Genomic DNA, 26,092 nt, shown 5'->3' with positions numbered 1-26,092 from the left:
ACCCTGAAGTATCCCTACAAGTCATGCATTAGGTATGTCCTACAGGTACTGGTAGACGGTCTCCCGGCTGAGGCCGAAGTCCCGGCCCAGGCTTGCCCTAGACTCGCCCTGCTCCAAGTGCTCAGCCTCAAGATCCCACCGCATCAGCCTTCACTGTGTGCTGATGCCCCTCTATGCGGACTTCCCAAATCCAGACCACCCCGCTTAAACCCTGGGCCAGCGCCACCACCCCGAACCACAGCGGCGGCGGAAGTCGGTCCAGCACGGGCGAGACCAGCAGCAGGCTCAGCGGCATCCCAACACCCGACACCATCCCCAGCACGTTGAAGATGCGTCCCAGATAAGCTTCCAGAACGCGTCGATGCAGCAGCATCTGAAATGGCGTGTTGATCAGGCCAAACCCCAGTCCCAGCAGCACGCCCGGCTGCTGGCACGCCCACATCAGCGCGTAGGGCAGGCCGTCAGTCCCAGTCCCGGCGCGATCAGTCCCTGGGGGGAGCGCCTCTCCCCCCAGACCACCACCTGCAGCCCCGCGCCCACCAGCCCGAGCCTCTCAAAGACCAGGAAGGTGCCGTATCCCGTGGCCTGCCTGCCGAGGGTCTCGAACAGCGTGCCACGTCGGTTCTCAATGACGTCCAGGAAGACTTCAGGAAACAGACGGGGCTGCTTCGCAAAACCGGGTTACCCTCATTTTGTTGTGGTCCTCAGGTCTGGCTGGGTCTGTTGGGCGAGTAGAAGTGCACGGCACTCTTGCCTTCTTTCTTGATCTCATACATGGCCAGGTCCGCGAGCCTCAACAGGTCATCTGCCTGCGTGCCATCTTGCGATGACAGGCTGATTCCGACACTGCATCCCACAGTCACTTCTTCACCCGCCACGCAGATGGGCCTCATAACGGCCTCCTGAACCTGCCTCGCCACACGCGCGGCATGCGGCGCGCCCTGCAGATCCGCCGCCACCACCACAAACTCGTCACCGCCCACCCGGGCGATCGTTTCACGGGGCCGCAAGGCACGTTGCATCCGCTCGGCGATTTCTCTCAGTACGGCGTCTCCGGCGGCGTAACCAAGCGAGTCGTTCACGCATTTGAAGTCATCGAGATCGACGAACATCACCGCCAGATGCGCGCTATTGCGCTCGACACGCATCAGTTCCTGGACGAGGCGCTCCATAGACGCGGTTAGGTAGCTCCGTCAGGGCGTCATGCTGAGCGTCGTGGGCCAGGCAGTTATTCAGACGCCGCAATTCGCCTTTATGCGCCTGCGATCACTAATGTCCCGGTCAATGACCAGCACCAGTTCATGTTCGCTCAGCGTCACCAGGCTGGAGCTGGTCTCGATGGGAAACACGCGGCTGTCCCGGCGTCGGTGGCTGCTCAGGCCAACCAGATACCGAGTGAATGCGGGTCACCCTCAGCCCAGGCCCTCGTCACCTCTCGCCTACGCTGAGGAAGACGCCGTGCGACTGGTTCGCCAGTACTCCAGGACCCTCTCCAGTTGCTGCAGAAAACTGGTAAAGCTGGCGGACTTCACGAGGTACGAACTGGCGTGCAGGGTGTACGCCTGCTCGATGTCCTTCTGGACACCAGACGTAGTCAGGATCACCACGGGAATCCGGACCAGTCTCGCGTCCCTCTTCATCTCCTGAAGCACCTCGAAGCCGTTCATGCCTGGCATGTTGAGGTCCAGCAGCACCACATCCGGCTGGACCAGACCGCTCTGCAGGAAATCCAGGGCGGCCGCGCCACTCTCGACACAGATCAGGATGCACGCCGGGCACAGCAGCTCGAACGCTTCCTGCGCCAGCATGCGGTCTTGCAGGTTGTCATCCACCAGGAGGTAGTGTCGGGGCAGACTCATTCACACGATCATGGGCGTTTTTCATCGGCTGAAATGTAAAGATTAGCCATTGCAGACGGTATAGAGTGGACCCGGCGGCAGATGGCTTGAACACGGCTGTCACCCAGCACAGCCTTGCCCCTCCGGGCACGGCGCTTCAGAACAGACGAGGCCGGCGGGCTGCCCCTTCCTCCCGGTCCAGCAGTTCCACAAACACCCCGGTCAGCACCGCGTCGAAGTGCCGTCCCGCCTGCGCCTCAATCTCGGCCAGCGTCGACTCATGCGTCCAGGCCGCGCAGGACCCGTCCAGCGGATCAGCCAGCACCCGGTCCTTGGTCATGGACCAGTGTGCGCTTCCAAACAGTCAACGCACTACCAATAAGCCCAACAGCGCCGACCCACTATTGCGTCTCCAGACTTACCGCACGTTCGTTCCCCTATGCCTCAGGGGAACTTCAACGTCGAGTGAAGGTGTGCGCCCAATTGCTCAGCAGGTAGCGGCCGGGCAAAGAGGTATCCCTGGCCGACGGTCAGGCCCAGCTGGGTCAGGTGGGCGCGCTGCACTTCGATCTCGATGCCTTCCGCTACCACGGTCAAGCCAAGTGAACGTCCGATCACGCCGATCGTCCGGACCAGCTCCCGATTCTGGTCGAGCGAGGCCACGAATGAGCAGTCGATTTTGACCATTCGCAGGGGAAAGCGGTGCAGACTACTCAAGGACGAGGCCCCGATCCCGAAGTCGTCCACCACCAGTTCCACGCCTGCAGCGCGCAAGGTTTGTAGTGTGGCAGCGTCAGTGTCCGCCGGATGGGTCAGTACCCGTTCCGTGATTTCGATCAGGACCTGCCAGGGTGCGGGCAGGGACGAGCTGCTGAGCGGCGCCGTGACGGCGGCGACCTGCTTCAGATGGGCCGCCGAGACGTTGACTTTCAGCCACAGTGGGCGGTCCAGGGCACAGTCCACCGGCCACCCAGCCAGTTGCCGCACCGCAGTCTGGAGCACCCATGCATCGAACTGCCCGATCAGCCCCAATTCTTCAGCCAGGGGGACAAACGCGTCCGCTGGCAGCAGGCCCCGCTGCGGATGCCGCCAGCGAATCAGGGCTTCGACGCCAAGGAGATGCCCACCTCGCAGGGCCACAATGGGTTGATAGTGCACCACCAGTTCGTCGCGCTGCAGGGCGTACCGCAGGTCAGCTTCCAGTTCCAGATGTCCCTGCGACTCGTTCCGCATCGACGGCTCGAACAGACGGGTGCCCGCTGACCCACCCCGCTTGGCCTGGTACAGCGCCAGATCCACGTCTTTGAGGATCTCTTTTGAAGAGTGGTACTCGGCGGTGACCAGTAAGACCCCACTCCCCACCTGAATAAACAACTCCTGACCGCTCACATCGAACGGGACCCCGAGCGCCTCTTCCAACTGGGTGACGGTCTGGGACACCAGCACCTGATCTGTCACACCATGCAGCAGGACCGCAAACTCGTCGCCGCCCAGTCTCGCCACGTGATCGGCGGGCCGGATGACGGTCCGCAGACGGCGGGCCAGTTCTTGGAGCACCTGATCCCCAGCCGGATGGCCCAGACTGTCGTTGATCCGTTTAAACCGGTCGATGTCGCAAAACAGCACCGCGAACGCTTCTGCCCTCTCATGGAGTTCTTCCAATGCCAGCGCCAGATCTTCCTCGAACGCAGCCCGGTTGTGCAGGCCGGTCAAGGCGTCATGCCGCGCCTGATATTTGAACTGATCTGCCAGCCCCCGGAGCTGCTGCGTGCTCTCGCGCGCCCGGTCTTCCAGCGTGGAGTTCAGGGCCTGCATGGCCTCCTGGGCCGCCAGCAGCGGCGTCAGGTTCGTGAGCGTCAGCAGGAAGGTGGGCTGGTCCTGTGGTGAATCGGGCAGGGTCAGGGCCTGCAACTGCACCTGTAACCGCCCGCCGCTGGAATGGATCACGCTGAACAGCCCGGAGGCGTGAGCCACCGCATGCGGCAACGTCTCAATCAGGCGACTGAACTCCGCCCGGTGCTCCGGGCCAATAAACTGCAAGAAGCGCCGGTCGAGCAGGTGACTCCGGTCAAAGCCGAGCAGGTGTTCTGCGGCCTGATTGACGCCCTGGATGTGCGCGTGGGCGCCGAGGGTAAAACAGGCTGTCGGCGCGTGTTCATACAGCGTGTGCTAAAGACGGTGTTCGCGCTCCAGCGCCGTGACCGTGAGTTGAAGTTCCTCATTTTGCGCGGTCAGTTCGGCCCGGTGAACCTGCAGTTCGTAGCTCAGGGTGGAAGCGGGCCACCCGTCCCAGAGTAGGGACGGTGAAGCGGAACGCACTTGGCGCTCCGCTTCTTCGCGCAGGTCCTGTGGGATGGGGCGGAGCTCTGGATCAGTCATGCCACCTCCAGGAGAAGTCGGGTGCTTAGAGCAGGAGGATCCCAGCATCAGATGGACCTACACATTCGCTTGGTTTAAATGTACGTCATGTTACTAAACATCTCGGCTCCGGGGATGTGCACTCGGCCAAGGGATGTGCTTTCTCAGCCGAGAACCCTTCCTCAGACAGCCCGTAGCAAGGCAGTTCAGTCTGAGCGCTGAGCCTCGTCTCGCCTGGCTCCATCTTTAAGCTGCTCAACGCTCAGGCTCCTGTTCTGCGTGACGTTCTCAAAAATCAGCGCGCTGCGGGTCTCCATCTCCCTGGCCCTGCGGCCGTATTCAACGGCCAGTCTGGCGTTCCCTGCCGCCTCAAACTCCTTGCCGGTGTTCTCCAGCAACATGCTGGCCTCTTCCAGGGCCCGCAAGGTGGCCCACAGCTTGTCCTCAATGGCCTCCGTCACACTGACCAGCAGCGTGTCCCCGGTATACGCGTGGCCGGTATGACAGCGGTAGCGCGTAAAACCCCCCTCCTGAATCTGCACCAGCACGCCGCCGCACTCCGGACAGGTCTGCGGCGTGACCTTGCCAAACTTCATGACGCCCTTCTTGAAGGCGTGGCCGCTGCTGGCAATACTGATCTCGGTGGCCAGCCGCTCTTTTGCCTGTTCATCAACCTCGGTCCCCTCCTGAATCCGTGCTGGGCCTGCGGTCAGCCGAACCAGTAAGGCCGAGAGTTCCCGGCCGGGCACCACGTGATCAATTTCCACCTGACTCAGGGCACTCGTCGGCATCGAATCGAACTGGGCATCAAGTGGATCCTGAACCACGGCCGTGCCGCTGAAATGCTTGATGGCCCAGAGGCCAGAGGTCCCGTCGTCCAGCAGGCCAGACAGCACCACTCCGATCACGTTCGGGCCGGCGCTGTATGCGGCTGAGCGGAACAGGGTATCGACGGCGGGCCGCACCCGGTTTTCCTTGGGGCCTTTGGTCAGGCTGAAGTGCCCGTTCTCGATGAGAAGATGGTAATCGGGCGGCGCGCAGTAAATCTGGCCCGGCAATACCGGATCGCCACTTGCCGGGTGCGAGGCCGGGAGCGGCCCGGCCCGGCCCAGGATGTCGGGCAGAAAACTCGGCGCGTAGGCTGGGATGTGCATGACGATGCACACCGCCGCCGGAAAGTCGGCGGGCAGGCCGGCCGCGAGATCGAGCAGCGGCTGCATCCCCCCCGCCGATGCCCCGATCACCACGATCCGGTGTGTCTGCATCCTGCCAGTGTGCGCGTTACCGGCAGCATGGGGCCTTAATATTCCTGAAGGCAGAGCGGACGTTCAGCCCACTTCATCCGGAGCCGGGCTGCCCCGTCGTCACGCAACCTGCCCTATCCAGCGGGCAGTTCATCCGGCGGAGTGTGCTGCGCGGCGCTCAGCGCACCCGGCAACTGCACCCAGAACACCGCGCCCTCCCCGGGGATCCCTTCGCCCCAGACCTGTCCCTGCCAGTGCTCCACGATGCGCCGCACCAGGGCCAGCCCCAGGCCCTGTCCCGGGAAGTCGCGTTCGCTGTGCAGCCGTTCGAAGACCCCGAACAGGCGCTGTTCCTGTCGGGGATCGAAGCCCACACCGTTGTCACGGACGCTCAGCAGGATATGGTCCCCCTCCACCTGCGCCCCCACATGGATGCGGGCTACCGGGCGCGGTCCGGTGAACTTGATGGCGTTCGAGAGCAGGTTCGCCAGGACCATGTGCATGTTCTGGTAATCGAACGTCAGGGTGGGAAGCGGATCGTGGGTCAAGACCACCTGCCGCCCCCGCCGTTCGGGTTCCAGTTCGTGAAAAACCGTTTCGACCAGGCGGTTCAGATTCAATGGGCGGGCCGGCTCTCCCGACTGACCGCTCTGATAGAAGTGAATCAGTGAGGTGGTCAGCTCCCCCAGATTCGTGGCCGCCTGCGACAGGTTCCTCAGCAGTCTGGCGGTGACTGGGTCCGTCATCTGGTCTGTGGGCTGAAGGTGCTGGTTCAGCAGGGCGGTGAAGCCCTCGACCTGGCGCTGCGGGGCACTCAGATCGTGTGTGATTGACCGCAGGAAGGTCTGCAACTCCTCGTGCAGATGCAGGGCCTGCGTGGCGTGCCACTGCGCGCTGCGCTGGGATGTCTTGAGCGCGGTGATGTCGGTCAGGACCATCCGGATCTGCGGAGCCGCCCCACCACGCAGGAGGGTGCATTCCAGCTGGGCGTCCCAGTGCTGGCCACTCTGCCTCACCATGCGGAGTTCCAGACGCGGCGGCCCGTCTACCTGTAGGCCACGGAAGACCTGATCCAGGAACTGGGCCAGTTCGGCGCGCTGGTCCGCCTCCACGAACAGCGCGAAGTGACGTCCGACGAGCTGCCCGCAGGCCGCACCGAGCTGCGCACACCCGGTTATGTTGATTTGCCCAATCAGCCCACCCTCGTCGCAGACCACGTACCCGACGGGCGCCAACTCGAAGAGATCCGCGTAGCGGTTGCGGGCCTCCCCGAGTTCCATGTTGCTCTGGCGCAACGCCTCATTCTGCTGCTCGAGTTCGGCCTGATGAACGTGCAGGTCTTGCTGCTGCGCGGCGAAGCGCCGTTCCAGCTGTGCCAGTGGATGCATGGGGCTCCTGAGTGGGCGGCCGGGAGGGCGGCGGCTGAACTCTCCAAAGATGGCGGAAAGGAACGGAGGCAGCTCAGTTCAAGGCGTGCGGCTCGGCGCGATGGCTTGAAATTTCCTTAATCTACCACCACTGCGGCGCTGAACCGTGACACGGGGTGGAAACACGATCCTGTCTCCGCGATGTCATACGGATTCCGTCTGTTTCGTTAACAAACCGGGAGGGCGCCGGTTTGCCAACTCCACTCCCGGAACCCGTTCTACTCGTTCTCGCTTCGCTCGGATTTTCATCGTTTTGCAAACGATTCAATCGGAGCCCGTATCACAGTGCGCTCGTGCCCTGGGGGTGCCGGGCGGCTGGCTCAGGTCCAGCATTCGCCCTGTTCATCTGAACGACGGGCAGTTCACAGCTTTCCTGACGGACCACCCGTCCGAGCTCAATCCTCGACCTGGGTTGGCGTCACCGCGGTGGGCACCGGCTCCGCCGTCTCGATCACGGCCTGCAACCGTCGGCGCAGTTCCGGCAGATCAAAGGCAAAGTCCCCGATCCCTGGCTGCTCACCCTCCAGCAGCGTCAGCAGGGCCTGGCTGGCCGTCACGGCCCGCAGGTGCTGGTCCAGCAGCAGCAGGGGGTCACAGCGCATGTCGAGCGTCGCCCGGTTCAGGTTCAGCGACTCGACCAGCTGCCATTCCAGAGCCTTGACCACAGCGATGCTGGTCAGGGCCACCACCACGCCGTCAATGCGGTTGTCCGCCGTGCGGTAGGGGTTGATCCGCAGCAGGAACCACTCCCCGTCATGGGTCTGCACCTGAGCCTCGTGGGGTTCCAGGGTCTTCAGAACCCTCTGGATGTCCGCCAGAAGCTCGTTCTGACGCAGCAGGATGTTGAAATCACCCAGCAGCCGGCCCACATCGGCCGGTGTCAGACGCACCAGACGGCCGATGGGTGGGGTGAACCGCCGGATGGTCAGGTCATGGCCCAGAAAAAGAATGGCGGTGCCCGCCGTGTCCAGCAGGTTGTTCAGGTCATCATTGGCGCGGGCCTGATCCAGGATGATGACCTGATGCTCGGCGTTCACGGTGCTCAGCTCCTCGTTGAGCGACTGGAGTTCCTCCTTGGAGGTCATCAGCTCCTCGTTGGTGCTCTGAAGCTCTTCATGGCTGGTCTGGAGTTCCTCGTGGCTGACTCGCAGGTCCTCCACCGAGCGGGCCATCTCCTCGACCGTGGCTCGCAGCGCCTCACGGCCGTGCCGGAGTTCAAGTTCCAGGGCCAGGCGGTGCCCGGCGTTGTCGGAACGCTCCGCCCCTGCGGTCTCGTTGGTATCTTCGGAAGTCTCACCTATCTCCTGAAACGTGATCAGCAGCGGCCCCTCGCTGGAGGGCTGGAGGGGCCGGACGGTCAGGTCGAGCGTCTGAGATTCTCCCGCCTGTGACTCACCCGGCGACGCAGTCACCAGCCTCCGGTACGTCACCCGCCGCCGCTCGTGGTGGGCCTCACGCACGGCGGAGTGCAGCGCCAGGCGCAGGCTGACCGGCACCATCTCGAACACGTTGTTGTGCACCTGCCCCGGCGGGATTTCCAGATAGCGGCTGGCGCGACCATGCACGAACAGCACCTCGCCCTGACCACTGACCAACACTGCCGGCGGGGCGTACTCGGCGAGCAGGGCATCCTGCAGCCGCGGGGCCAGATCAAGGGAGCCGGTGGGGCGGCCTATGGCCCCGACCCGGGCTAGACCCGTCTTAAGGACGTCCCGGCCACTGGGGGTCGTCTCGGCAGCGCGTGATGGGAATGGCGCATCCAGTGGGGGCCGGCCCGCCACACCCTCGCCACGCCGGTAAATCTTCCAGCGCCTGTCGAGCGCGGTGAACCCCTGCTGATCGGTACCGATCGACTCGCTGGCCCCGAGAAACAGCAGGCCGGCGGGGTTGAGAGCGTAGCGGAACAGCTCCAGGATCTGCCGTTGCAGCCCGGTGCCGAGGTAGATCAGCAGGTTGCGACAGCACACCAGATCCAGACGCGTGAACGGCGGATCCGCAAAGGTGCTGTGAGTGGCGAAGACCACGCTGTCCCGGATCCCGTCTCGCACCTGATACTGATCGCCTCTGAGCTGAAAAAACCGCTGCAGGCGATCTTCTGACACGACGTACGCGATGTCCCTGGGGTACAGGCCCTGCCGGGCGGTGTTCACGACCACCGGGTCGATGTCGGTCGCGAAGATCTGCACCCTGAGGAAGGGACCCACCGTCCGTTCCCCGGCCAGCTCCGTAGTCAGTTCATGCAGCACGATGGCCACTGAGTACGCTTCCTCGCCGGTCGAGCAGGCCGCAACCCAGACCCTGAACGTGTCCTGCTCGTGTTTGTGCTCCTGCAGGGCGCTTTTCAGCTGGGCTTTCAGGGCCTCGAAGGCCTCGGCGTCCCGGAAAAAGCTGGTGACATTAATGGTGAAATCCTGAAACAGCGCTTCAATCTCGTCCGGGGACGTTTCCAGCACCCGGAGGTAATCGGAAACGTCCCCGATGCCCCGCCCCTTGATGCGGCGGTTGATGCGGCGGACCAGTGTGGCGGGCTTGTAGTGCGTGAAGTCATGGCCGCTGCGGATTCGGACCAGCCGCAGGATTGTCTGCAGCGGCGTACCGAAGAGGCGGGCAGCACGTCGTCTGCCAGCCTCGTGCCAGCCGCGCTGCGGGGCATGTCAGGGTACTCAGCCGTCTGCGGGTCCTCGATCAGTACCCGCCCGCCCAGCCGCTTGATGGCCCCGATGCCCCGCGTGCCGTCATTGCCCAGACCCGACAGAACGATCCCCACTGCCTTCCCCTGCTGATCGGCGGCCAGCGACTCGAAGAAGTGGTCGATCACGTGGCCGCCTGCCAGGGCCAAGTCTCCAGGGTGGAGCGTCCCACCTTTCAGACTCAGGCTGCGGCCTGGAGGAATGACGTAAACATGGTTGGCCCGCAGGGGCTGCCCGTCCGCGATCTGGACCACGGGCATGGCGGTGCAGCGCGCCAGAATGTCTGGCATCAGGCCCTGAGCGTTCGGATCCAGATGGGGCACCACCACGAACGCCAGTCCGGTGCTGGGCGGCAGACCCAGGAAGAAACGCTCGTAACTGTCCAGCGCGCCCGCCGACCCCCCGATGCCCACCGCCTGCAGGGGCGGATTCAGAGGGGCCTGGGAGTGGGCGGTGGAATCTTCGGCGATGGTCGGATCTCCTGGAGTGGGGGCGGGTTTAGCGAGACGGCGTAGTCGATCACGTCAGGTGGGAATCGATAGCCCGGCAGTTTCTGACCGCTCCGCACCGCGTCACCCTACCAAAACAACTTGCCATAACCCTCGCTGACACCGATCTGAATGAGAGGACCGTTCATGGATTGTCTGAAGCCCCTGCCCGTCCCCTCGCCAGAGGTGAGACTGATTCGTGCCCTCGACAGTTATGCCGCCTACCTATCTCTACGGCTCTTACCTTCAACGCGCCCACCTCACTGCGCTGAGCTGCGACTGATGAACCCACCTGCACTCTCAACGCCGGCCAGTGTCACCGTCCAGCGCACGCAGGGTCAGCACACGCAGTAACCAGGTGGCCGGGGTGATGGGCGGGGCCTTCAGGGGCGCCAGACCAAAGATCTTTCTCCCCATCTCACTATGCCGGAAGGTGCCCAGTGTTTGCCGGACCTGTTGCTTGAGCTTTGAGCGTCCGCCGTCCGCTGTAACCGTCAGGGTGTCCAGCACGCCTCGGATGGCCTCCGGGGGGATGACGGCGTCCAGACGGCTGGGACCAGAGATCAACTCTTCTTTGATCGCCTCCCGGTGCTTGATCAGCTCGGCGTTCCAGTCGGCCTCGTAGCCCTGGGACCGGGCCAGAGGAACGGTGTAGAGGGCTGGGTCCAGCTCACGCAAGGTGTCGACGAACAAACGCTTGCCTGCCAGAGTGTCAGGGGGGAGGCGGTAAAGGAAGTCCAGCACCGCTGCGTCCAGGTAGGGCGAGTGGATCCGGGCAAAGCGGCCTGCATAACGTTCACGCCAGGGCAGCAAGCGGTAAGGCAGAAGCTGATCGGCAACCAGCACCAGTTCCTGCTGAAAGGGGTCGGCGAAGCGGGCAGCCGAAGCCCGGATGGTTTCAACCTCAGCGGTCCAGGCCGACTCTAGAACTGGGGACACTCCCGGGTTCAGACGGTTGGCCAGACTGCCGAGGGTGCTGAAGGGTTCGATGTGCCGCTTGATGAGCTGCTCCGAGAGGTCCGTGAGGGGATAGGCGTGCATCTCGAACATCTGGTCGCCGGTGAACAGGTCAGTGATGGACTGACCTTCCAGGGTGTCCCAGGCGTCCACTTCATCACAGAAGTTGGTGACGCCGTGACCCCACGCGGCATTGCGGCGTAGCGTCGCCAGCAGGTCCCCCTGGTAGGCCTGGATGTGTTCGTGGCGGGTCCCGTACTGGGCTGCCAGAGCGTCAGCCACGCGGGTGTCACTGCGTGCCGGCTGGCTTCCCTGGGTATACGAGAAGGTGTGGAGGTCCCGGCCTGTGGCCGCCAGCAAGCTCAGCACCCCCCGGGAGTCGTGGCCACCACTGAGCGAGAGATGGACTGGTCCCTTCAGTCCCTCAACGCGGCGGCGCACTGAACGTTTCAGCAGTTCAGCCAGTTCCTCACGGAGCTCGGCTTCCGGGCGTGTGTCCGGGCCCTGAGCCATCTGCCCTTCCCAGTAAGGCTGCTGAACCATGCCACCGGGCTCGACGCGGTATGAGCTGGCGCGGGATAGGGTCTGCACCCCTTCGTGCAGCGTGAGGCCATTCAGGGGACTACCGGTCACCAGCACGCTGGCCAAGCCTGCAAGGTTGTACGGCCGTCCCGTGAACTCAGGATGGTCAGGCCGGGTCGAGAGCGTCACGCGCTCGCCAGCATGGGCCACGTACAGCTTGTGGCTGCCCACCCGGTCCGTGACGGCCAGGACCACGCTCTGTGCCTCGTCGAACAGCACCAACGCGAACGCGCCGTCGAACCGGCGGGCAAAGTTGGGGCCGTGCTGGCGGTAGAGCGTGAGCATGCCCTGGGCGTCAAGGTCATAGACCTGGCCTTTCATGACGGCGGTCAGTCCGGGCTGGCGGACAACGCTAGCTGGCGCGGCATCAAGGGTCACCTGCCACCGGCCAACGGTGGGCGTTCCTTCGGCGGGTTGAGGCAGGCGGGGCGTTAGGACGGCACTGAAGTCGGTTTGCAAGGTGTTCACCTGTCGGACTATTTCTTGATCGACTGGGAAGGTGAGGACAAGTCGATCTGGCACATGAGTGCCTGAAGCTCTTGACCTCGCTGGACGGGCTGACGGGCGACGGTGATCAGCTTAGCGTTGAGTCACTTGAATCCACAAACTGCTCATTCGGGGGTGGCAAGTTGTTTCTAACAGAGAAGCCGAACAGTTGCCGCACGGCCGCGCAACAGAGATAGAACGCCTATTGCTGGTGGTGACGACGATATTGGGCGGGAGTGGTGCAGCGGGGTGGATGATGAAGATTCGTGATCCGGGCGTGCAGGTCGAGAAAGCCTTGTGCCCGTCGTCGTGACCTGAATCCACGTTGCTGCCGTTCCTGTCGTCGTGTCGCGCAGTGGTACTGCTCGTTCAAGTTGTTGCAGCGGGCCATTGAGATGACCTGGACGTGCTCGACGCTGTGGAGTCCAGGGAGGGTTCTCAGGGCTGCACCGGAGCTCCCGAGCCTATCGGTATGGACAACCACCGGCACGTCATATTCGCCCAGCAGTCGCCGGAAGAACAATCGGACGACCTCAGTCTCCCGGTGCTTTTGCGAAAAGACGTCCAGCACGGCTCCGTGATCGTCGACTGCTCGCCATGACCAGTGAGTGATGCCACTGACGTCCATGTGCATCTCATCCTGGTGGCGCAAGCCTTGCGCGAGCAGGTCATTGAAGCTGATGCGCCAGGTGCAGATGGACTCGCGGATCACGCAGATTCCGCGTTCCAACACCAATTCTTCGACAAAGCGATAACTCAGCGTGAACCGATGGTACAGCCAGACGGGGTAGCCGATCACGTCAAAGTGGGAATCGATAGCCCGGCAGTTTCTGACTGCTCAGCACCGCATCACCCTACCAAAACAACTTGCCACACGCCGTTTAGGGCCTGGGGTTGATGGGACAAACGAGGGTGCTGAGCGCATAAAAAGGGGGACGATATGGTTAGATATCGTCCCCACCACAGTTTAGGCCGCCGTGCAGCCATCCACTCCTTCTACCGCTGGACCCGGCGGCACTTCAGCACCCGGAAGACCTGCAAGCACCAGAACATCACGGACGCTGGGTTGATCGCGTTGTTGCTTGGCCGCTTCGTCTTCAAGGTGCCGCACGCTTCGATCTGGTGGAGTTTGCTGCGGGAAGACCGGCACGGTCTTCCGTCGTACGCCCAGGCCTACATACGGAGTGTGCGGCTCCTGGCCCAGCTCGAAACCCTGGTGAGTACGGCTGAACACTTGGCCGAGGTCATCATCGACTCGATGTCCATCCCAGTTTGCCGTCCCAAGCGCACGAAACACTGTACGTTTCCGGGCGTCCGGTGGGGTTATGGAACCCAGGGGAACTTCTACGGCTACAAGTTGCACGCGTGGGTAACCGGAGGTGGAAAGATCGTCCAGTACGCTCTCCGGCCCGCCAACCTTCATGACTTGACGGTCGGCTTTGAGCTCAATGGCCGCTGGCCGGAGTTTGGTGGCCCCAAGATCATCGGAGACAAGGGCTACGCCGCGCTGGGCTTTGTCTTTCCACCGAAGAACACGCGCTACGACACAGGGTGGCGGGCTGGCGGCCTGACAGATTTTATGAGGGCGGAAGGAAAACGAGCTGCCAGCCAACTTCAAGAGTGGTTTGAGGAGGGGCATGGGAGCGTTTCCGCTGACCCAGTGGCTCAGGATCAGGTCCGCCCTGAAGTGTCAAGTGAGAGAAGATTTCCTGCCCATGACTCAGCGCGTAGTGAACCGACCGAAGACCGATCTTGAGGTAGCTCAGCGCCCGTCGCCAGTGGGGATCGACGACACGCCCGATCCCCACGCTGCACCACTTCGATGCCTTCGGACACGAGTAGCACGGTCGCCACGGCCAGCACGGTCACCAACCGTTCGAGACTGGGCGCATCTCGCACTTTGGAATCTTCCAACCCGAACAACCCACTTCTCTCGTCCAGGAAGCCTTCCTCAATCTGAAATCGCTCGCCATATTCGGCAAACGTCTCCACGCTTGTCGGTTCATCGCTCACGACCTGCCACTGCTCTGGACAGCGGGACTCTCGTGGTGCCAGTTGCACATCATTCACCTCGCACAGCCGCTGGCCGTCTGGAGCAGCGAGAATCAGGTTGGATTTAATTCGGACGCGATAGTGCTAGCGGCAGAACCGAAGCCAGGCCAGCAGATCCGTATCGCAAAAGCCTCAGTCCGCCAATAGGCGGACTTGATGGATGCCCGCGAAATCCAACAAGCCCTTGACCTCCGCAAGAACAGGAAGCAGGTGAGTGGTGCTGACCTGGGCGCTGGGATGTTCGAGGACACGTGAGACGAGTGGGACTGCCCGTCTCCGAAAGAGGACGGAGACGCGGATCAGGCAGAATTTCTCGAACAGGACGCTGGTGTCCAGCGCCAGGATCAGGGTCTGACTGCCCCAGTCGCGCAGGGCACGGGTAATCAGTGGACCGTAAATGCTGCCACAGTCGCTGGCTGGATTCTCCAGCCACCCACGAACGCGGCGCTCGCTGCTTTGCGCGAACGTGGCACGGGAATGGATGTAGGAGAGCCATGCAGGGATGGAACTGCGCCCTGAGAGCACCAGGCCCGTGACCATCCAGGCCAACGTGTGGGCGTTACGTATATCGTTCCACAACCCATGCTGGATGTGGGCGAGGACGGATTGGTAAAGTCGGGACGCGTCCCCGGTGGCATTTTCGGTTGTCACAAACAGAAAGTGTCCCCTACCGGGGACACTTTCTCATACTTTGTGTCAGGCGCTCAGGGGTGACGGCATTCGCTCCAGCGGCCTGTCTACACTTTAGGTAGGGTGAATGAGAAGGTCGCGCCTTGATCCAGTACGCCCTCGGCGGTGACCAGTCCGCCGTGCCGGGTGATCACGCGGCGCACGTTGGCCAATCCCACGCCGTTGCCCTCGAATTCCTCCTGGCGGTGCAACCGCTGGAAGATGCCAAACAGCTTATGAGTGTAGTTGGGGTCGAAGCCAACGCCATTGTCCCGCACGAGAATGCGCCAATCGTGTGGGCTTTCTTCAGCCCAAACCTCCACGTGCGCCTCTTCCCGGGGCGCAGTGTATTTCAGGGCGTTAGAGAATAAGTTTTCCATCACCTGGCGCAGCAAGGCCGGGTCGCCCATGACCAGTGGTAACGGACTGATGGTCCATGTCACCTGTCGATCAAAGGCTTCGGGTTCGAGCAGTTCACGGACACTGGTCACCACGGCTCCCAGGTCCACCACGCGCAAGTGCAGCGGTTGCTGAGACGTGCGCGACAGTTCCAGAATGGCGTCGATCAGGGTAGTCATGCGACTGGCCGCCTGATCCATGACGCCCAGATATCGCGCCGACTTCTGGTCCAACTGGTCGCCCAGCGTCTTACGGAGCAGCTGAGCGAAACTGGTCAGGTGCCGAACCGGAGTGCGAAGATCATGCGAGACGGAGTAAGCGAAGGCTTCGAGTTCCGCGTTGGCCGCGGCCAACGCGTCGTGTTTCGCCCGTAAACGCGCCGTTTGCTCGGCCCGCTCAAGCGCCAGGCCCAGTCCATGCAGGATAGTTTCGAGCACCATCTGGTCAACAGGTGTCCAGAGTCGTTGCGTGAACAGCGCGGCCCGGAAGCAGCCTACCGGGACTCCATCCACCAGCAATGGCAGAGTGGCCGCAGCGTGAACATCCTCCCCAGCCTCCAAGAGCGGAGCATGACCCAGCGTATCCACGTCCTGATACAGCGGTTGCCGGGTATCGAACGGGCGCCACAACGCTGGGGTGGCCTGGGGCCACCCCATTTCCATCTGCCCCTGTACGGTGAGATCCTGAAACTGGCTCACCTGGGCTTTGAGACACCACTGCTCGCCCTCCAGTTCAAAGTAGGTGAATACGCCCGGAGCCAGCAGGTCGCACAGACTCTGCTGTGCCCGCCCGATCAGCGCGTAACGGTCGTCTTCCAGCCTCAGGTCGCGTGACAACTGGGCCACCGCTTCCAAGGCGCGGTTGCGGCTTTCGACTTCTTCTTTCTGCTGTTGGAGCTGTTGGGTGCGCTGCTCGACTTGACCCTGCAGGTCGGCCATCAGGCGGGCGCGGCCCAGGGCAATGCCGCACTGGGTGCTAAGAGTGCGCAGGAAGAAGCGTTCCTCCTGCGTGAAGTGGTGCGGCTCGGTAAAGTCCAAGACGATCAGGCCGAGCGACTTCCAGGTCTCGAACATGGGAAGGACCGCCGTCGCCACTGGTGGCGGGGCCCCCACGCGTTCTTCGAGGTCAGGATAGGCCAACATCAGTGCTTCTTGATGTTCGAAGAACAGGGCCGTCTGCTTGAGCACCGCTTCTCCAGCGGGGATGCTGCCATCGAGTGGTCCGTCTTTCCATATGGTGGGGACGTCTGGGCTGTACCCGTAGCTTTGGGCCAGTTCCAGCCGATCACCCTCGGCGTTGACCAGCAAGACCGCTCCGGTCGTGGCCCCCACCGCTTCTAACGCTGAGGTAAGCAGGATATCGAAGATCTCGTGGACGGTCGTCGATGCGGCGAGGGCATGGGTCACGTCTTGCAGACGCTCGTTCAGTGAGAGTCGCGCAGGCGTGCTGGAGGGAAAGGACATGCAGCAGCTTAGAGCAGGGTCAGGCTTCGGAATTGGAGTGGACCCATAAGGACGCCGGCCGCCGGTGCGTGTTGATGGCCCTGGTGACCGCTGTGGTCATGCGTCGTCATGCGTCTCTCCTGCCCATCCGGGCAGCATAGGCCTGTAAAATTCAGGTCAAAAGCGCCTCGATCTTTGGCCGCTGCTGGTCAAAGGTGCCGTAGAAGAACTGCTCGCCGATTACGGTAATGGGCACGACGCGCACGCCGTACCGCGCCTTTGCCCCGTTCGCCATGGCAGGGTCCGTCAGACGGTCACAGAACTTCCGTTAAGGGTCCTGATGGCCAGGGAGGGGCATGTGCCCGATGACAGGCTGCTTCTGGAGGCCCTGGCCCACGGAGACGCGGCGGCCCTGCTGCTGCACGGCCGATACGCGGGATGCATAGGGAGGCTCCCCCAGCCCGAGAGCCTGTCCTAATATTCATCGTGAGTTCATGGTCGCCAAAGTTGGGGAATCGGGCGATCTGATCTGGCAAAATCAGCATAGATCCAAAGTGAATCGACGCAAAGTTCGGTCCTCGGGTATTCCCGTGTGACGGAACCGTGCGGATGGTTCTGCAGATTCCGCCTTCCGTTCCTTCCTTCTCATTTCTGGAGGTTTCACACATGAGCAACGACACACAGGGTTTGAGCACACGCCGTAAGTTCCTAGGCATGGCCGGGATGATGGGCGCGGGTGCTGTTCTTGCCAGTTGCGCCAACGGCGCCAGCAACCAGCCCCCCATCAACACCAAGCCCAACCTTGACGCCACCATCTTCAATTTCGCTCTAAACTTGGAGTATCTGGAAGCTGCCTTCTATCTGGCTGCTGTAGGCCGCCTGGAAGCACTGGATGCGGCAGGCGGCGACAGCAGTAAGGTCATCCTGCCCGCCGGCTTCACCGGCAAGGGCGGCGTGGCCATCCCCGGTCTGTCCACAAACGTGCGGAATCTGGCTGAGGAGATCGCGGAAGACGAACTCGCTCATGTCAAGGTGATCCGCTCGGTGTTGGGCAAAGCCGCTGTTGATCAGCCGACCATTGATCTGAGTGGTTCTTTTGTTGCGGCGGGCAAAGCGGCCTCGGACGGCAAGATCGCGAACTTCAACCCTTACGCCAACGAGCTGTTCTTCTTGCATGGTGCTTTTATCTTCGAAGATGTGGGGGTCACGGCCTACAAGGGCGCAGCCCGCCTGCTGGTGGACGACAAAGAAGGGGGCAATCTGGAGAATGCGGCGGGCATCCTGGCCGTGGAGGCCTACCACTCCGGCGCGATCCGCCACGCCCTGTACCTGCGCCGCGACGAGCAGGCCGTTGCTGGCCTGACGGTCACCCAGGTCGTTCAGGCGATCAGCAACCTGCGTGACGCGGTGGACGGTCCGACCGACATTGATCAGGGCATCGTTCCTGCGAACAACCCCAGCTACCTGCGGGCCAGTGCCTCTAACCTCGTCCCCACTGATGTCAACGGTATCGCGTTCAGCCGCACGCCCCGTCAGGTGGCGAACATCGTGCTGCTGGACACGACCGGTACGGCGGTCAAGGGCGGCTTCTTCCCCGACGGCCTGAAAGGAGACTTCAGCAAGATCGGCCTCGTCTAATTCTTGTGAAGTGACGCGCGCTGGAGCATCCCGCTCCAGCGCGCGTTCCTGTTGGTCTGAGCCTCTGTACCGGACATCTTCGAGTTGAGGTTGTGCTGGGGGGGGAAATCCCTGAACGTTTGAAGGGTCGCGAACCGGCACGACAATCGGCGGTGTTTTGGGTGTGTGACGACACCAAAACCCGCCGACCTCCACCGTACCGAACTGACCCGCCACTTCAAAGTCTGCGTCCCTTTCCTGAGCCAGGGCACGCTGCAGCGTGCCCTGGGACATCGTCTTCGCCATGGTCACGGCCAGGAGCGTGAATCAGAGTGACCTGTGCGCCCACCTTCCCGGCACGAGTTCCATCGAAGCGAAGAAACGCCGAGTGGAACGAGGTTGCCGGGATCCTCAGCTCACAGAGCCCGTCTTCTTGGCGTTTCTCCTGGCCTTACTGTCCCCAGGGAAGTTGCTAATGAGCATCGACCGCACCTTCTTGGGCAGAACGGACTGTCGTCGTGAGAGAGCACCCGTATGGGGCTACTCCTCCCCATGAGGACGCCTGCCCGCACCTGGGAACGTGGGGCAGTCCCCCCTGAATCTCCTGGTCCTCGGCGTCGTCCTCCATGGGTACACCGTGCCATTCGTCTGGACCACGCCAGAACATGACGGCAACAGTGGCGCGGTGCGGCGCATCCAACTCGTCTCCAGACTCCTCAAGATGTTTCACGATTCGTTTCGGTGCTCGACTCGAGGTTGTAGAGGCTATGTGAAATTTTCCAACCACTACCCGGCACGGTAAGCAGCCGAGTAGAGTGAACACAGCACTTCATCGCATGGCCCCGTCCCCGTCCCACAGGTGGAGGATCAGATGAAAGGACCGTTGCCTCAGCTCAAGCACCTTGTTCTGACCGACGGCGGGTTGGAGACCGATCTTCTCTACCACCATGGCATTGATCTTCCCCACTTTGCTTCGGTCGTCCTGCTCGGCACTGTGGAGGGAAGGGCCGCACTTGAGGAGTATTACCGCCCATATCTGGAGCTTGCCCGCAGACTCGGCACGGGTTTTATCCTGGAGAGCCCCACTTGGCGTGCCAGTCCCGACTGGGCGGTGCCGCTTGGGCTTCGTCAGCCTGAGCTTGACCAGCTCAATGTCGCGGCCATCGAACTGTTGCATCGCTTGAGAACCGAGTTCGCAACTGCCACGCTTGAAATCGTGGTCAGTGGCTGCGTCGGCCCCCGCGGCGACGGGTATGATCCCGGCCAGATCATGAGTGTCACGGAAGCGACCGACTACCACCTGCACCAGGCACGTGTGCTCGCATCGGCGGGCGCTGACATGCTTTCGGCGCTCACCATGACGAACGTGAATGAGGCGAGCGGGATTGCCTCGGCGGCCAGAGAGGTTGGCCTCCCTGTGGCAGTGTCCTTTACGGTGGAGACCGACGGACATCTGCCGACGGGCGACTCCCTAATGGACGCTGTAGCGGCTGTCGATGAGGCGACTGACAGATATCCGGCCTACTTCCTGATCAACTGCGCTCATCCCGACCACTTTTCAGAAGTCCTAAGCAAACCCGCTGCCTGGACACAGCGTATTCGTGGAGTGCGTGCCAATGCCTCGCGCTGCAGCCACAAGGAACTGGATGTTATGACCGAGCTTGATGACGGCGATCCAGTCGAACTCGGTCAGCTCTACCGCAAAATCCTCGAACTACAGCCGCAGATCACGATACTCGGTGGCTGCTGCGGCACTGACCTCCGCCATGTGACAGCGGTCGCCGAGGCATGTAGGGGTCTCCCAACCTTCTCATGATCAGCGGCGGGTCATCGCAAGCATTTTCACTCAACTGTCCTTAGCAGGAAGGATGAAGTGGGGAGACGATCTGGCGGTGTCCTAAAATCTTCATATGACGACGTCCATGCGTGTGTCCGTCTTCCTCGGCCTTAGCCTCGACGGATTCATCGCCAGTGAGGGTGGCGGTCTGGACTGGCTTGATCTCGTGCGGACGGATCCTCCTGAAGACACGGGGTTCCTGGCCCTGATGGCGTCCGCCGATGTCCTCGTGATGGGCCGCTCCACCTACGACGCCGTAATCGCGTTCCCGGAGTGGCCGTACGCTCGAACACGCCTTGTGGTCATGACCCACCGCCCGTTTGAAGCGAAGCACGGTGAGGAACGCTTCGAAGGTGAGTTGACCGAGCTGTTTGAACGGCTGGCACAGGAAGGACACCAGCACGTCTATCTGGATGGGGGCGACGTAGTCCGGCAGGGGTTACGGGCGAACAGGGTGACGGACCTGACGCTGTCGTGGTTGCCCATCGTTCTGGGTTCGGGTGTCGCCCTGTTTGAGCGTGGCTTGCCGGAACGCCGCTGGCAGCTGATCAGCAGCCGCGGCTTTCCGAGTGGGCTGATACAGGCCACGTACGAGGCTGGGGCGTCGGGGAACGATACGGCCTGGCCCGATGAACAAGAACCGTAGAAGTGAGCATGACGCCGATTGAGACATCATCATTGAGCAGGCCGACCTTCGACGGGTTTCTGATACCCATCAATCAAGCCTGAATGCCGTGGACCTTTCCCATGGCGCCTTTATCTCTTTCAATCAGACCAGGCCGGGCAACATGAGACGATACCGACATGAGCCAACAGGACAACATCACCGCCACCAAGCGTTTCGGAGAACTGGTCAACACGGGCAAGCTTGACGGCTTCGCAGAAGTGGTCGCACCAAACTCCGTTGATCATGATCCGGCTCCCGGCCAGGTGAACGGCCCGCAGGGGTTCACCATGTTCTTCACCATGATGCGCTCAGCCTTCCCAGACCTGCACATTGACGTCGAACACATGGTGGCTGACGAGGACAACGTGTCCTTCGCCTATACCATCACAGGCACCCACCTGGGCAAGTTCATGGATATTGCGCCCACAGGCAAACAGATTAAGGTACGCGGGATGCAGATTGGCCGCTTCGAGAATGGCCTGATGGTGGAGCGCTGGGGCAGCAGTGATGAACTGGGACTGCTCAAACAGCTTGGCGCCAGCGTCACGGTCTAGCGAGAATCGGGAGCGGCCATTAAAGGGCTGGTGCACGCTGGAGCGAACATAGGGGTCCAGTGGCTCGCGCTTCTCGAGCGGGCTTTTCCAGCACTGGTAGGCTGCCACCGTCGCTGTCTGAGCAGGTGCGGCTTCCTTCCCCTCTTACTCCGCCGGGAGCAGTGGGTTAAACCGCCGCTTGAGGTGGCCAAGCTGTTCCGACAACCCTGAGCGGGCGGTAGCTTCCAGCAGTTCGCGGGTCAGTGTCACCGCGCTGCTCTCCTCACTCGGGGCGAGGGGTTCGAGCTGGCTCCATTCCCCTGCGTTCAGGTATTTCTTGAGCACCACGTGCAAGGTGGTGCGCTGGGCCGCCCACTGCTCTTCTGGGGACGCGGCTGGTCCAACTGCGCCTCAGCCCTGGCCTGCGCCGCCTGTTCAGCGGCCACTTTCTGCTGGCCCAGGCGGCTGGTCCGCTCTTCGCGCTGTCGTTCAGGAGTGACGAAGTCAGCGGGCAGATCGTACTTGGCTGGATGCTCCAGTAAATCGGCCGCCACTTCTGCATCTTTGAGGCAGGAAAAAGCCCCACACGCGGTGGGGCGGTCTTCCTGCCTCACACGAGCAGGTCTTGCTGTTGAAGCCAACCTAACCCACGCGCTGTCACCGTCATCCCGCCCATTAAGAAACGCTATGTAGGCCTACCAGTCGCCGAAAAACGCCTGGACAGATCAACAGATGGAACTTTGCCCGGCTGGACATAGCGATCCTCACTGCGTCCAGTCCTCAAGCTTCAGGCCCGGCACCCGTGCGAACTCGCGGGTGTTGTTGGTGACCAGGATCAGGCCGTGGGCCAGCGCCGTGACCGCGATCTGGAAATCCAGGGGCCCGATGGGCTGGCCGATCTTTTCTAATTCAGCCCGAACGCGCCCATAGGCATCGGTGACCTGCGAATCGAAGGGCAGCACCACCAGCTGCGAGGCAAAGTCCAGCACGGCGGCGAGATTGTGTTCCACGCGCGCACTCTTGTAGACCTCGTGCAGCAGCTCAGCCTCAGTGACGGCGCTCAGGCCCACCTCGCCGGGACGCAAGCCGTCAAACCGCGCCCGGACCGCTGCTGGCCTGTTCTTGATGATGAAAATGCAGATGTTGGTGTCGAGCAGGTAGCGCAGCGGCGGGGTCAAAATGCCTCGCGCTCCTGAGGTTCTCCTTGCTCACGGCCTTCGGGGAGGAAGTCATCTCCGATGCCAGTCAGGGCATCGAAAGCGGACGCGAGGGTGGCTTCCCGCCTGATAGGCCTGAGGATCAGCACGTCACCGTGACGGGTGATCTCCACCTCGCTGACATCCAGCCGCATTTCGTGGGGCAGGCGAACGGCCTGGGAGTTGCCGCTCTGAAAGACTTTGGCTGTGGTCATGGTGAACCTCCGTATCTACATGGAAGTATGTACCCAACAGGCCTTGGCTGCCTGTAAAGGCTGTTGAACGAGCGTTCAAGGGGCATTCGAGGGATGTAACCGACAGACAATCACTGCTTAGAGCACTTGATAGAAAACAAGCCTCACCCTGAGCAAATTTTTGATGGTCCCCGAATTGCTCCAGGAGTGGCCCAGGCTTTGCTCTGCAGTGCAACTATTCTGTCATTTGCTGTAATCGCTGGTGTCTGTACGTGGCGGAGCAGGCATCAGCAACTCAGACCACAGCTCTCGATCGCGTCTTTGACACCCTGTGTGACGGAGATCAGACTGCCGTAGGCAGATGGGCAGAATATCGGAGGGCATCACAGTCGAACCGCTGGGACACCGACAGCAGTTGCGTCACGCCATCGGTGTCAGGATCGCGCCGCACTCCTGAATTTGCACTCAGGTTGGCGCCAAAAAAAGGGTGAGGGGCAATACGTCAAACCCGGTACTCTGGAGCATGAAGAGAGGTTTGTTGCTCGCCCTGGGCATTGGTCTTGTTGCCTGTGCTCCTGCCCAGACACGGGGCAAGCTGTCTAACGACGTTGCCTTTACGCCGACGGGGCAGGAATCGGCCACCATCTGTGCCAATGAGCCCAGGGTGGGTGAGGGTGGTTTGCTGCTCTGCAACGAGGGCACCGACACGGCTTCACGCGAAGCGCCCTATCTGCTCTCCTGCCCCGAATTCGCCCTTAAAAATGATGGAGCAACCCTGATGGTGCAGGACAGCAGCTTGCAGATGGCCTTGACTCGCTTTGATCCCACCGCCTACTTCGTGTCCTATTACGCGGACCTGTTGTTACGCTTCCCAGAGGAAGGGCTGGTGAGCGCAGACTCCATCGAGAGCGTGCCGGAAGTGCTGATAGACAACGTGCGCAGAGTCAGAGTGACCGTGACCCAGGCGGGAAAATCCGACATGATCCTGATCAAAAATGCCCAGGTGACGCCAGTCCGCTATGACCCGGCCCAACCGCTGAAGCTGATCGTGCGAGGTGACGGCCCCAGCCCCTGGCCAGAAGTCACCATCGAGGCCAGTAAGGGCCTGATCATCGCTCCAATTTTCAGGTGACGCCCGCAGTTTCTTGACCCAATCTCTCACCGCCAGGAGATCCCATGACGACATCCAGGATCATCTTTGTGACCGGTGCCACCGGCTTTATCGGTTCCCGGCTCGTTCCTCGGCTGCTGAAACGGGGCCACACTGTTAAAGCTCTGGTGCGACACCCGGAGCAGGCTGGCCGCCTCAGGGCACTAGGGGTTCAACTCCAGTCAGGTGACGTGACCCGTCCCGACGGGCTGGCTGAGGGAATGCGAGGTGCCGACTGGCTCTTACACCTTGCCAACCATTATTCACTGCACGAACGTGACGAGAGCATTTTCGCGCATGTCAATGTCCAGGGCAACCGGAACGTGATGCAGGCTGCACTGGACGCCGCTGTCGAGAAAGTCGTACACATCAGTTCGGGGGTGAGTTACGGGGTGTCACCCGATCAGCCCCTCCGTGAAGACAGCCGTGTGGGGCCACACCCGAACGCTTACTGGCGCACCAAACACGCCGGAGATGAAGTGGTTCAGTCGTTTAAGGACCAGGGACTACCGGTGGTCACGCTGTACCCTGGCGCGGTGGTCGGTCCAGGCGATCCCAATGCCACTGGCCAGTGGATCCGTCGACTGGTGCGGCAACGTCAGGTTCTGCGGGCTTTCGAGGGGAGCGGCTTCACCTTCGTGCATGTTGAGGACGTGGCCGAGGCGATCGTTCGCGCCGCCGAGCGGGAGGACAATGTGGGCGAGCGGTACTTGATTGGCCAGGAATACCTGACGAATCGGGCATTCGTGGAACTGGTAGCCGAGCTGTCGGGTCGGCCCATGCCGCCCATTGTGTTGCCGGATCGTCTCGCCCACGCCAGCGCGGCATTTCTGGAAAAACTGGAGAAATGGACGGGCCTCCCCCCCCTGCTGGGCTTCACTGGCAACAGTGCCCGCCACTTGGCGGCCGGATTCCGGTTTGGTAGTAGCAAGGCGAAGGATGAACTGGGCCTGATGTATACGCCTGTTCGGCAGGCGGTCGCCGAGGACATCGCCACGTTGACCTTATAGCGGTAATGCCTTTAGTGAACAGCCTGAGAAACTGTGGACTGAGGCGCTGCAGCTAGATTACGCCGCACCGGACTACATTCATCGGTAGCCCATAGTGGTCTGATTCAGAGGAAGGTTGGGAAGTGGCGGCAGCCAGGTAGGGCAGGCAGAAGCGGCGAGGGCTCTCCAAGATGTCATCGGCTGAGCGCTTCCAGATGAAGGGTCTCGGCGTTTCGTTGTTGTGAGCAATAAAGGCCTCAATGGCCTGTTCCAGCTCATCCTTCGGAGGGAAATTTCCACCGCGTAATCTCCGCCGGCTCAGCAGAGCGAACCACGACTCCACCAGATTGAGCCAGGACCCGCTCGTCGGCGTGAAGTGAAAGGCGAAGCGGGGATGCGCCACCAGCCAGTCCTGCACCGTCCTGGTCTTGTGGGTGACGTAGTTGTCGAGAATGACGTGGACCGCGAGTTCCTCAGGAACTCGCTGATCGATCTCCTGGAGGAAGTCTCTGAACTCCAGCGCGCGGTGACGGGGGTAGCACTTGCCTATCACCGAGCCGACCTTAACGTCCAGAGCCGCCATCAGGGTGGTGCCGTGCCGAACATAGGTGTGCCCAGTGCGCTCTTCCTGTCCCGGCCGCAGGGGGAACGTGGCTCAGCCACGTTCCAGCGCCTGGATCTGTGGTTTTTCGTCCACGCACAGCACCAGGGCACGGTCAGGTGGTGCGAGATAGAGGCCGACGATATCTCGCACCTTTTCGCTCAGCAGTGGATCCTTGGACAACTGGAAGGACGAGGTCAGATGGGGCCGTAAGCCAAAGGCCTGCCAGATCCGGTACACCGCACTCTGCGTCATTCCACTGGCCCTGGCCATGCTCCGGGTCGTCCAGTGGGTCGCGTCTTTAGCCAAGGTGTCCAGGGTGAGGCGCACGACCTGTTCCACGTCTTGATCCAGGATGGACCGCGGCGCGCCACTTTTGGGCGCGTCGCCCAGTCCCTGGACGCCATGCTGGAGGAAGCGTCGTCGCCAGACACTGACCGTGTCGTCACACAGTCCTACCTTCGCCCCGATCTCGGTCAGGGTGAGTTCCGGATGATCTGCACTGAGCAGGATGATACGGGCGCGGGTGGCCAGACCCCGAGGGGTCTGGCGGCGTCGGACCAGCGCTTCGAGCAAACTCCGTTCTTCAGATGTCGGTTGAGGAACAGGGGTAGTGCTCCAGAAATCCCGACAGAAAATGGCCCACCCGTTGAGAGGGTCGGGCACACTGGAGGGA

Annotated in this window: 21 protein-coding genes and 4 pseudogenes; 7 read left to right on the top strand and 18 right to left on the bottom strand. The window is 61.9% G+C overall.

Going from position 1 to position 26,092, the window contains the following annotated elements; genetic code table 11:
* Positions 1–39 precede the first annotated feature (39 nt).
* The 12 genes and pseudogenes from IEY31_RS19060 to IEY31_RS12655 all read right to left on the bottom strand — a co-directional run bounded on the left by IEY31_RS19060 (position 40) and on the right by IEY31_RS12655 (position 12,912).
* Positions 40–144 (bottom strand): helix-turn-helix domain-containing protein, encoded by a 105-nt coding sequence (locus IEY31_RS19060; protein WP_188972560.1) that lies wholly within the window; start codon positions 142–144, stop codon positions 40–42.
* Complete coding sequence (locus tag IEY31_RS12710) at positions 128–418, bottom strand: MFS transporter (protein ID WP_188972558.1); 291 nt, start codon at positions 416–418, stop codon at positions 128–130. Before IEY31_RS12710 ends, IEY31_RS19060 begins: the two co-directional genes overlap by 17 nt.
* A 286-nt stretch (positions 419–704) precedes the next feature.
* A complete protein-coding gene (locus tag IEY31_RS12705) occupies positions 705–1,172 on the bottom strand; it encodes a GGDEF domain-containing protein (protein ID WP_188972556.1) in 468 nt (155 codons plus the stop codon).
* Positions 1,173–1,439: 267 nt separating this feature from the next.
* Entirely contained in the window at positions 1,440–1,859 is a 420-nt protein-coding gene (locus tag IEY31_RS12700; protein WP_188972554.1) for a response regulator, read from the bottom strand.
* Between the two features lie 136 nt (positions 1,860–1,995).
* Positions 1,996–2,178, bottom strand: a complete 183-nt coding sequence (locus tag IEY31_RS12695) for a hypothetical protein (RefSeq protein WP_188972552.1) — start codon at positions 2,176–2,178, stop codon at positions 1,996–1,998.
* 104 nt (positions 2,179–2,282) lie between these two features.
* Positions 2,283–3,950, bottom strand: coding sequence for a putative bifunctional diguanylate cyclase/phosphodiesterase (locus tag IEY31_RS12690; RefSeq protein WP_229723598.1), 1,668 nt, complete (start codon positions 3,948–3,950; stop codon positions 2,283–2,285).
* Positions 3,951–4,402: 452 nt separating this feature from the next.
* The gene (locus tag IEY31_RS12680; RefSeq protein ID WP_188972546.1) at positions 4,403–5,461 is read right to left on the bottom strand and encodes a chemotaxis protein CheB; all 1,059 of its coding nucleotides are present in this window, start codon (positions 5,459–5,461) and stop codon (positions 4,403–4,405) included.
* A 113-nt stretch (positions 5,462–5,574) separates the two neighbouring features.
* A complete protein-coding gene (locus tag IEY31_RS12675) occupies positions 5,575–6,828 on the bottom strand; it encodes a sensor histidine kinase (RefSeq protein ID WP_188972545.1) in 1,254 nt (417 codons plus the stop codon).
* 434 nt (positions 6,829–7,262) lie between these two features.
* A complete protein-coding gene (locus tag IEY31_RS12670; RefSeq protein ID WP_268238955.1) occupies positions 7,263–9,443 on the bottom strand; it encodes a CheR family methyltransferase in 2,181 nt (726 codons plus the stop codon).
* A 29-nt stretch (positions 9,444–9,472) separates the two neighbouring features.
* A pseudogene (locus tag IEY31_RS19055) lies at positions 9,473–9,970 on the bottom strand (chemotaxis protein CheB); the annotation flags it as partial.
* 375 nt (positions 9,971–10,345) lie between these two features.
* Positions 10,346–11,962 carry an asparagine synthase-related protein gene (locus IEY31_RS12660; protein WP_188972539.1) on the bottom strand — a complete coding sequence of 539 codons (1,617 nt, stop codon included), beginning with the start codon at positions 11,960–11,962 and terminating at the stop codon, positions 10,346–10,348.
* 310 nt (positions 11,963–12,272) lie between these two features.
* A pseudogene (locus IEY31_RS12655) lies at positions 12,273–12,912 on the bottom strand (IS6 family transposase).
* A 98-nt stretch (positions 12,913–13,010) separates the two neighbouring features.
* On the opposite strand from IEY31_RS12655, the pseudogene IEY31_RS12650 reads away from it, so the two are divergent.
* Positions 13,011–13,628: pseudogene (locus IEY31_RS12650) on the top strand (transposase); the annotation flags it as partial.
* Positions 13,629–14,254: 626 nt separating this feature from the next.
* On the opposite strand, the gene IEY31_RS12645 reads toward IEY31_RS12650, so the two are convergent.
* The 3 genes from IEY31_RS12645 to IEY31_RS18930 all read right to left on the bottom strand — a co-directional run bounded on the left by IEY31_RS12645 (position 14,255) and on the right by IEY31_RS18930 (position 16,927).
* Positions 14,255–14,773, bottom strand: a complete 519-nt coding sequence (locus tag IEY31_RS12645; RefSeq protein WP_188972533.1) for a hypothetical protein — start codon at positions 14,771–14,773, stop codon at positions 14,255–14,257.
* Between the two features lie 86 nt (positions 14,774–14,859).
* A complete protein-coding gene (locus IEY31_RS12640) occupies positions 14,860–16,653 on the bottom strand; it encodes a sensor histidine kinase (RefSeq protein ID WP_188972531.1) in 1,794 nt (597 codons plus the stop codon).
* Between the two features lie 151 nt (positions 16,654–16,804).
* Positions 16,805–16,927 (bottom strand): hypothetical protein, encoded by a 123-nt coding sequence (locus IEY31_RS18930; protein WP_268238953.1) that lies wholly within the window; start codon positions 16,925–16,927, stop codon positions 16,805–16,807.
* Positions 16,928–17,298: 371 nt separating this feature from the next.
* On the opposite strand from IEY31_RS18930, the gene IEY31_RS12635 reads away from it, so the two are divergent.
* The 4 genes from IEY31_RS12635 to IEY31_RS12620 all read left to right on the top strand — a co-directional run bounded on the left by IEY31_RS12635 (position 17,299) and on the right by IEY31_RS12620 (position 21,307).
* Positions 17,299–18,270 carry a ferritin-like domain-containing protein gene (locus tag IEY31_RS12635; RefSeq protein WP_188972529.1) on the top strand — a complete coding sequence of 324 codons (972 nt, stop codon included), beginning with the start codon at positions 17,299–17,301 and terminating at the stop codon, positions 18,268–18,270.
* 850 nt (positions 18,271–19,120) lie between these two features.
* On the top strand, positions 19,121–20,065 hold the full coding sequence (locus tag IEY31_RS12630; RefSeq protein ID WP_188972526.1) for a homocysteine S-methyltransferase family protein: 945 nt from the start codon (positions 19,121–19,123) through the stop codon (positions 20,063–20,065).
* Positions 20,066–20,159: 94 nt separating this feature from the next.
* Entirely contained in the window at positions 20,160–20,732 is a 573-nt protein-coding gene (locus tag IEY31_RS12625; protein WP_188972524.1) for a dihydrofolate reductase family protein, read from the top strand.
* A gap of 158 nt (positions 20,733–20,890) precedes the next feature.
* Positions 20,891–21,307 (top strand): ester cyclase, encoded by a 417-nt coding sequence (locus tag IEY31_RS12620; RefSeq protein WP_188972522.1) that lies wholly within the window; start codon positions 20,891–20,893, stop codon positions 21,305–21,307.
* 743 nt (positions 21,308–22,050) lie between these two features.
* Here the strand turns inward: IEY31_RS12620 and vapC are convergent.
* Positions 22,051–22,464, bottom strand: a complete 414-nt coding sequence (vapC, locus tag IEY31_RS12615) for a type II toxin-antitoxin system tRNA(fMet)-specific endonuclease VapC (protein WP_229723574.1) — start codon at positions 22,462–22,464, stop codon at positions 22,051–22,053.
* Positions 22,461–22,697 carry an antitoxin gene (locus IEY31_RS12610; protein ID WP_188972520.1) on the bottom strand — a complete coding sequence of 79 codons (237 nt, stop codon included), beginning with the start codon at positions 22,695–22,697 and terminating at the stop codon, positions 22,461–22,463. The genes vapC and IEY31_RS12610 overlap by 4 nt, the downstream gene beginning before the upstream one ends.
* 514 nt (positions 22,698–23,211) lie before the next feature.
* Between IEY31_RS12610 and IEY31_RS12605 the strand changes: the two genes are divergently transcribed.
* Together IEY31_RS12605 and IEY31_RS12600 are read left to right on the top strand one after the other, a co-directional pair.
* On the top strand, positions 23,212–23,808 hold the full coding sequence (locus IEY31_RS12605; protein ID WP_188972518.1) for a hypothetical protein: 597 nt from the start codon (positions 23,212–23,214) through the stop codon (positions 23,806–23,808).
* A gap of 44 nt (positions 23,809–23,852) precedes the next feature.
* On the top strand, positions 23,853–24,836 hold the full coding sequence (locus IEY31_RS12600; protein ID WP_188972516.1) for an NAD-dependent epimerase/dehydratase family protein: 984 nt from the start codon (positions 23,853–23,855) through the stop codon (positions 24,834–24,836).
* A gap of 52 nt (positions 24,837–24,888) precedes the next feature.
* On the opposite strand, the pseudogene IEY31_RS12595 reads toward IEY31_RS12600, so the two are convergent.
* Positions 24,889–26,055: pseudogene (locus tag IEY31_RS12595) on the bottom strand (IS630 family transposase).
* Positions 26,056–26,092 lie beyond the last annotated feature (37 nt).

The organism is Deinococcus aerolatus, assembly GCF_014647055.1.
GTDB lineage: Bacteria > Deinococcota > Deinococci > Deinococcales > Deinococcaceae > Deinococcus > Deinococcus aerolatus.
This window is presented reverse-complemented; position numbering and strand designations above follow the sequence as displayed.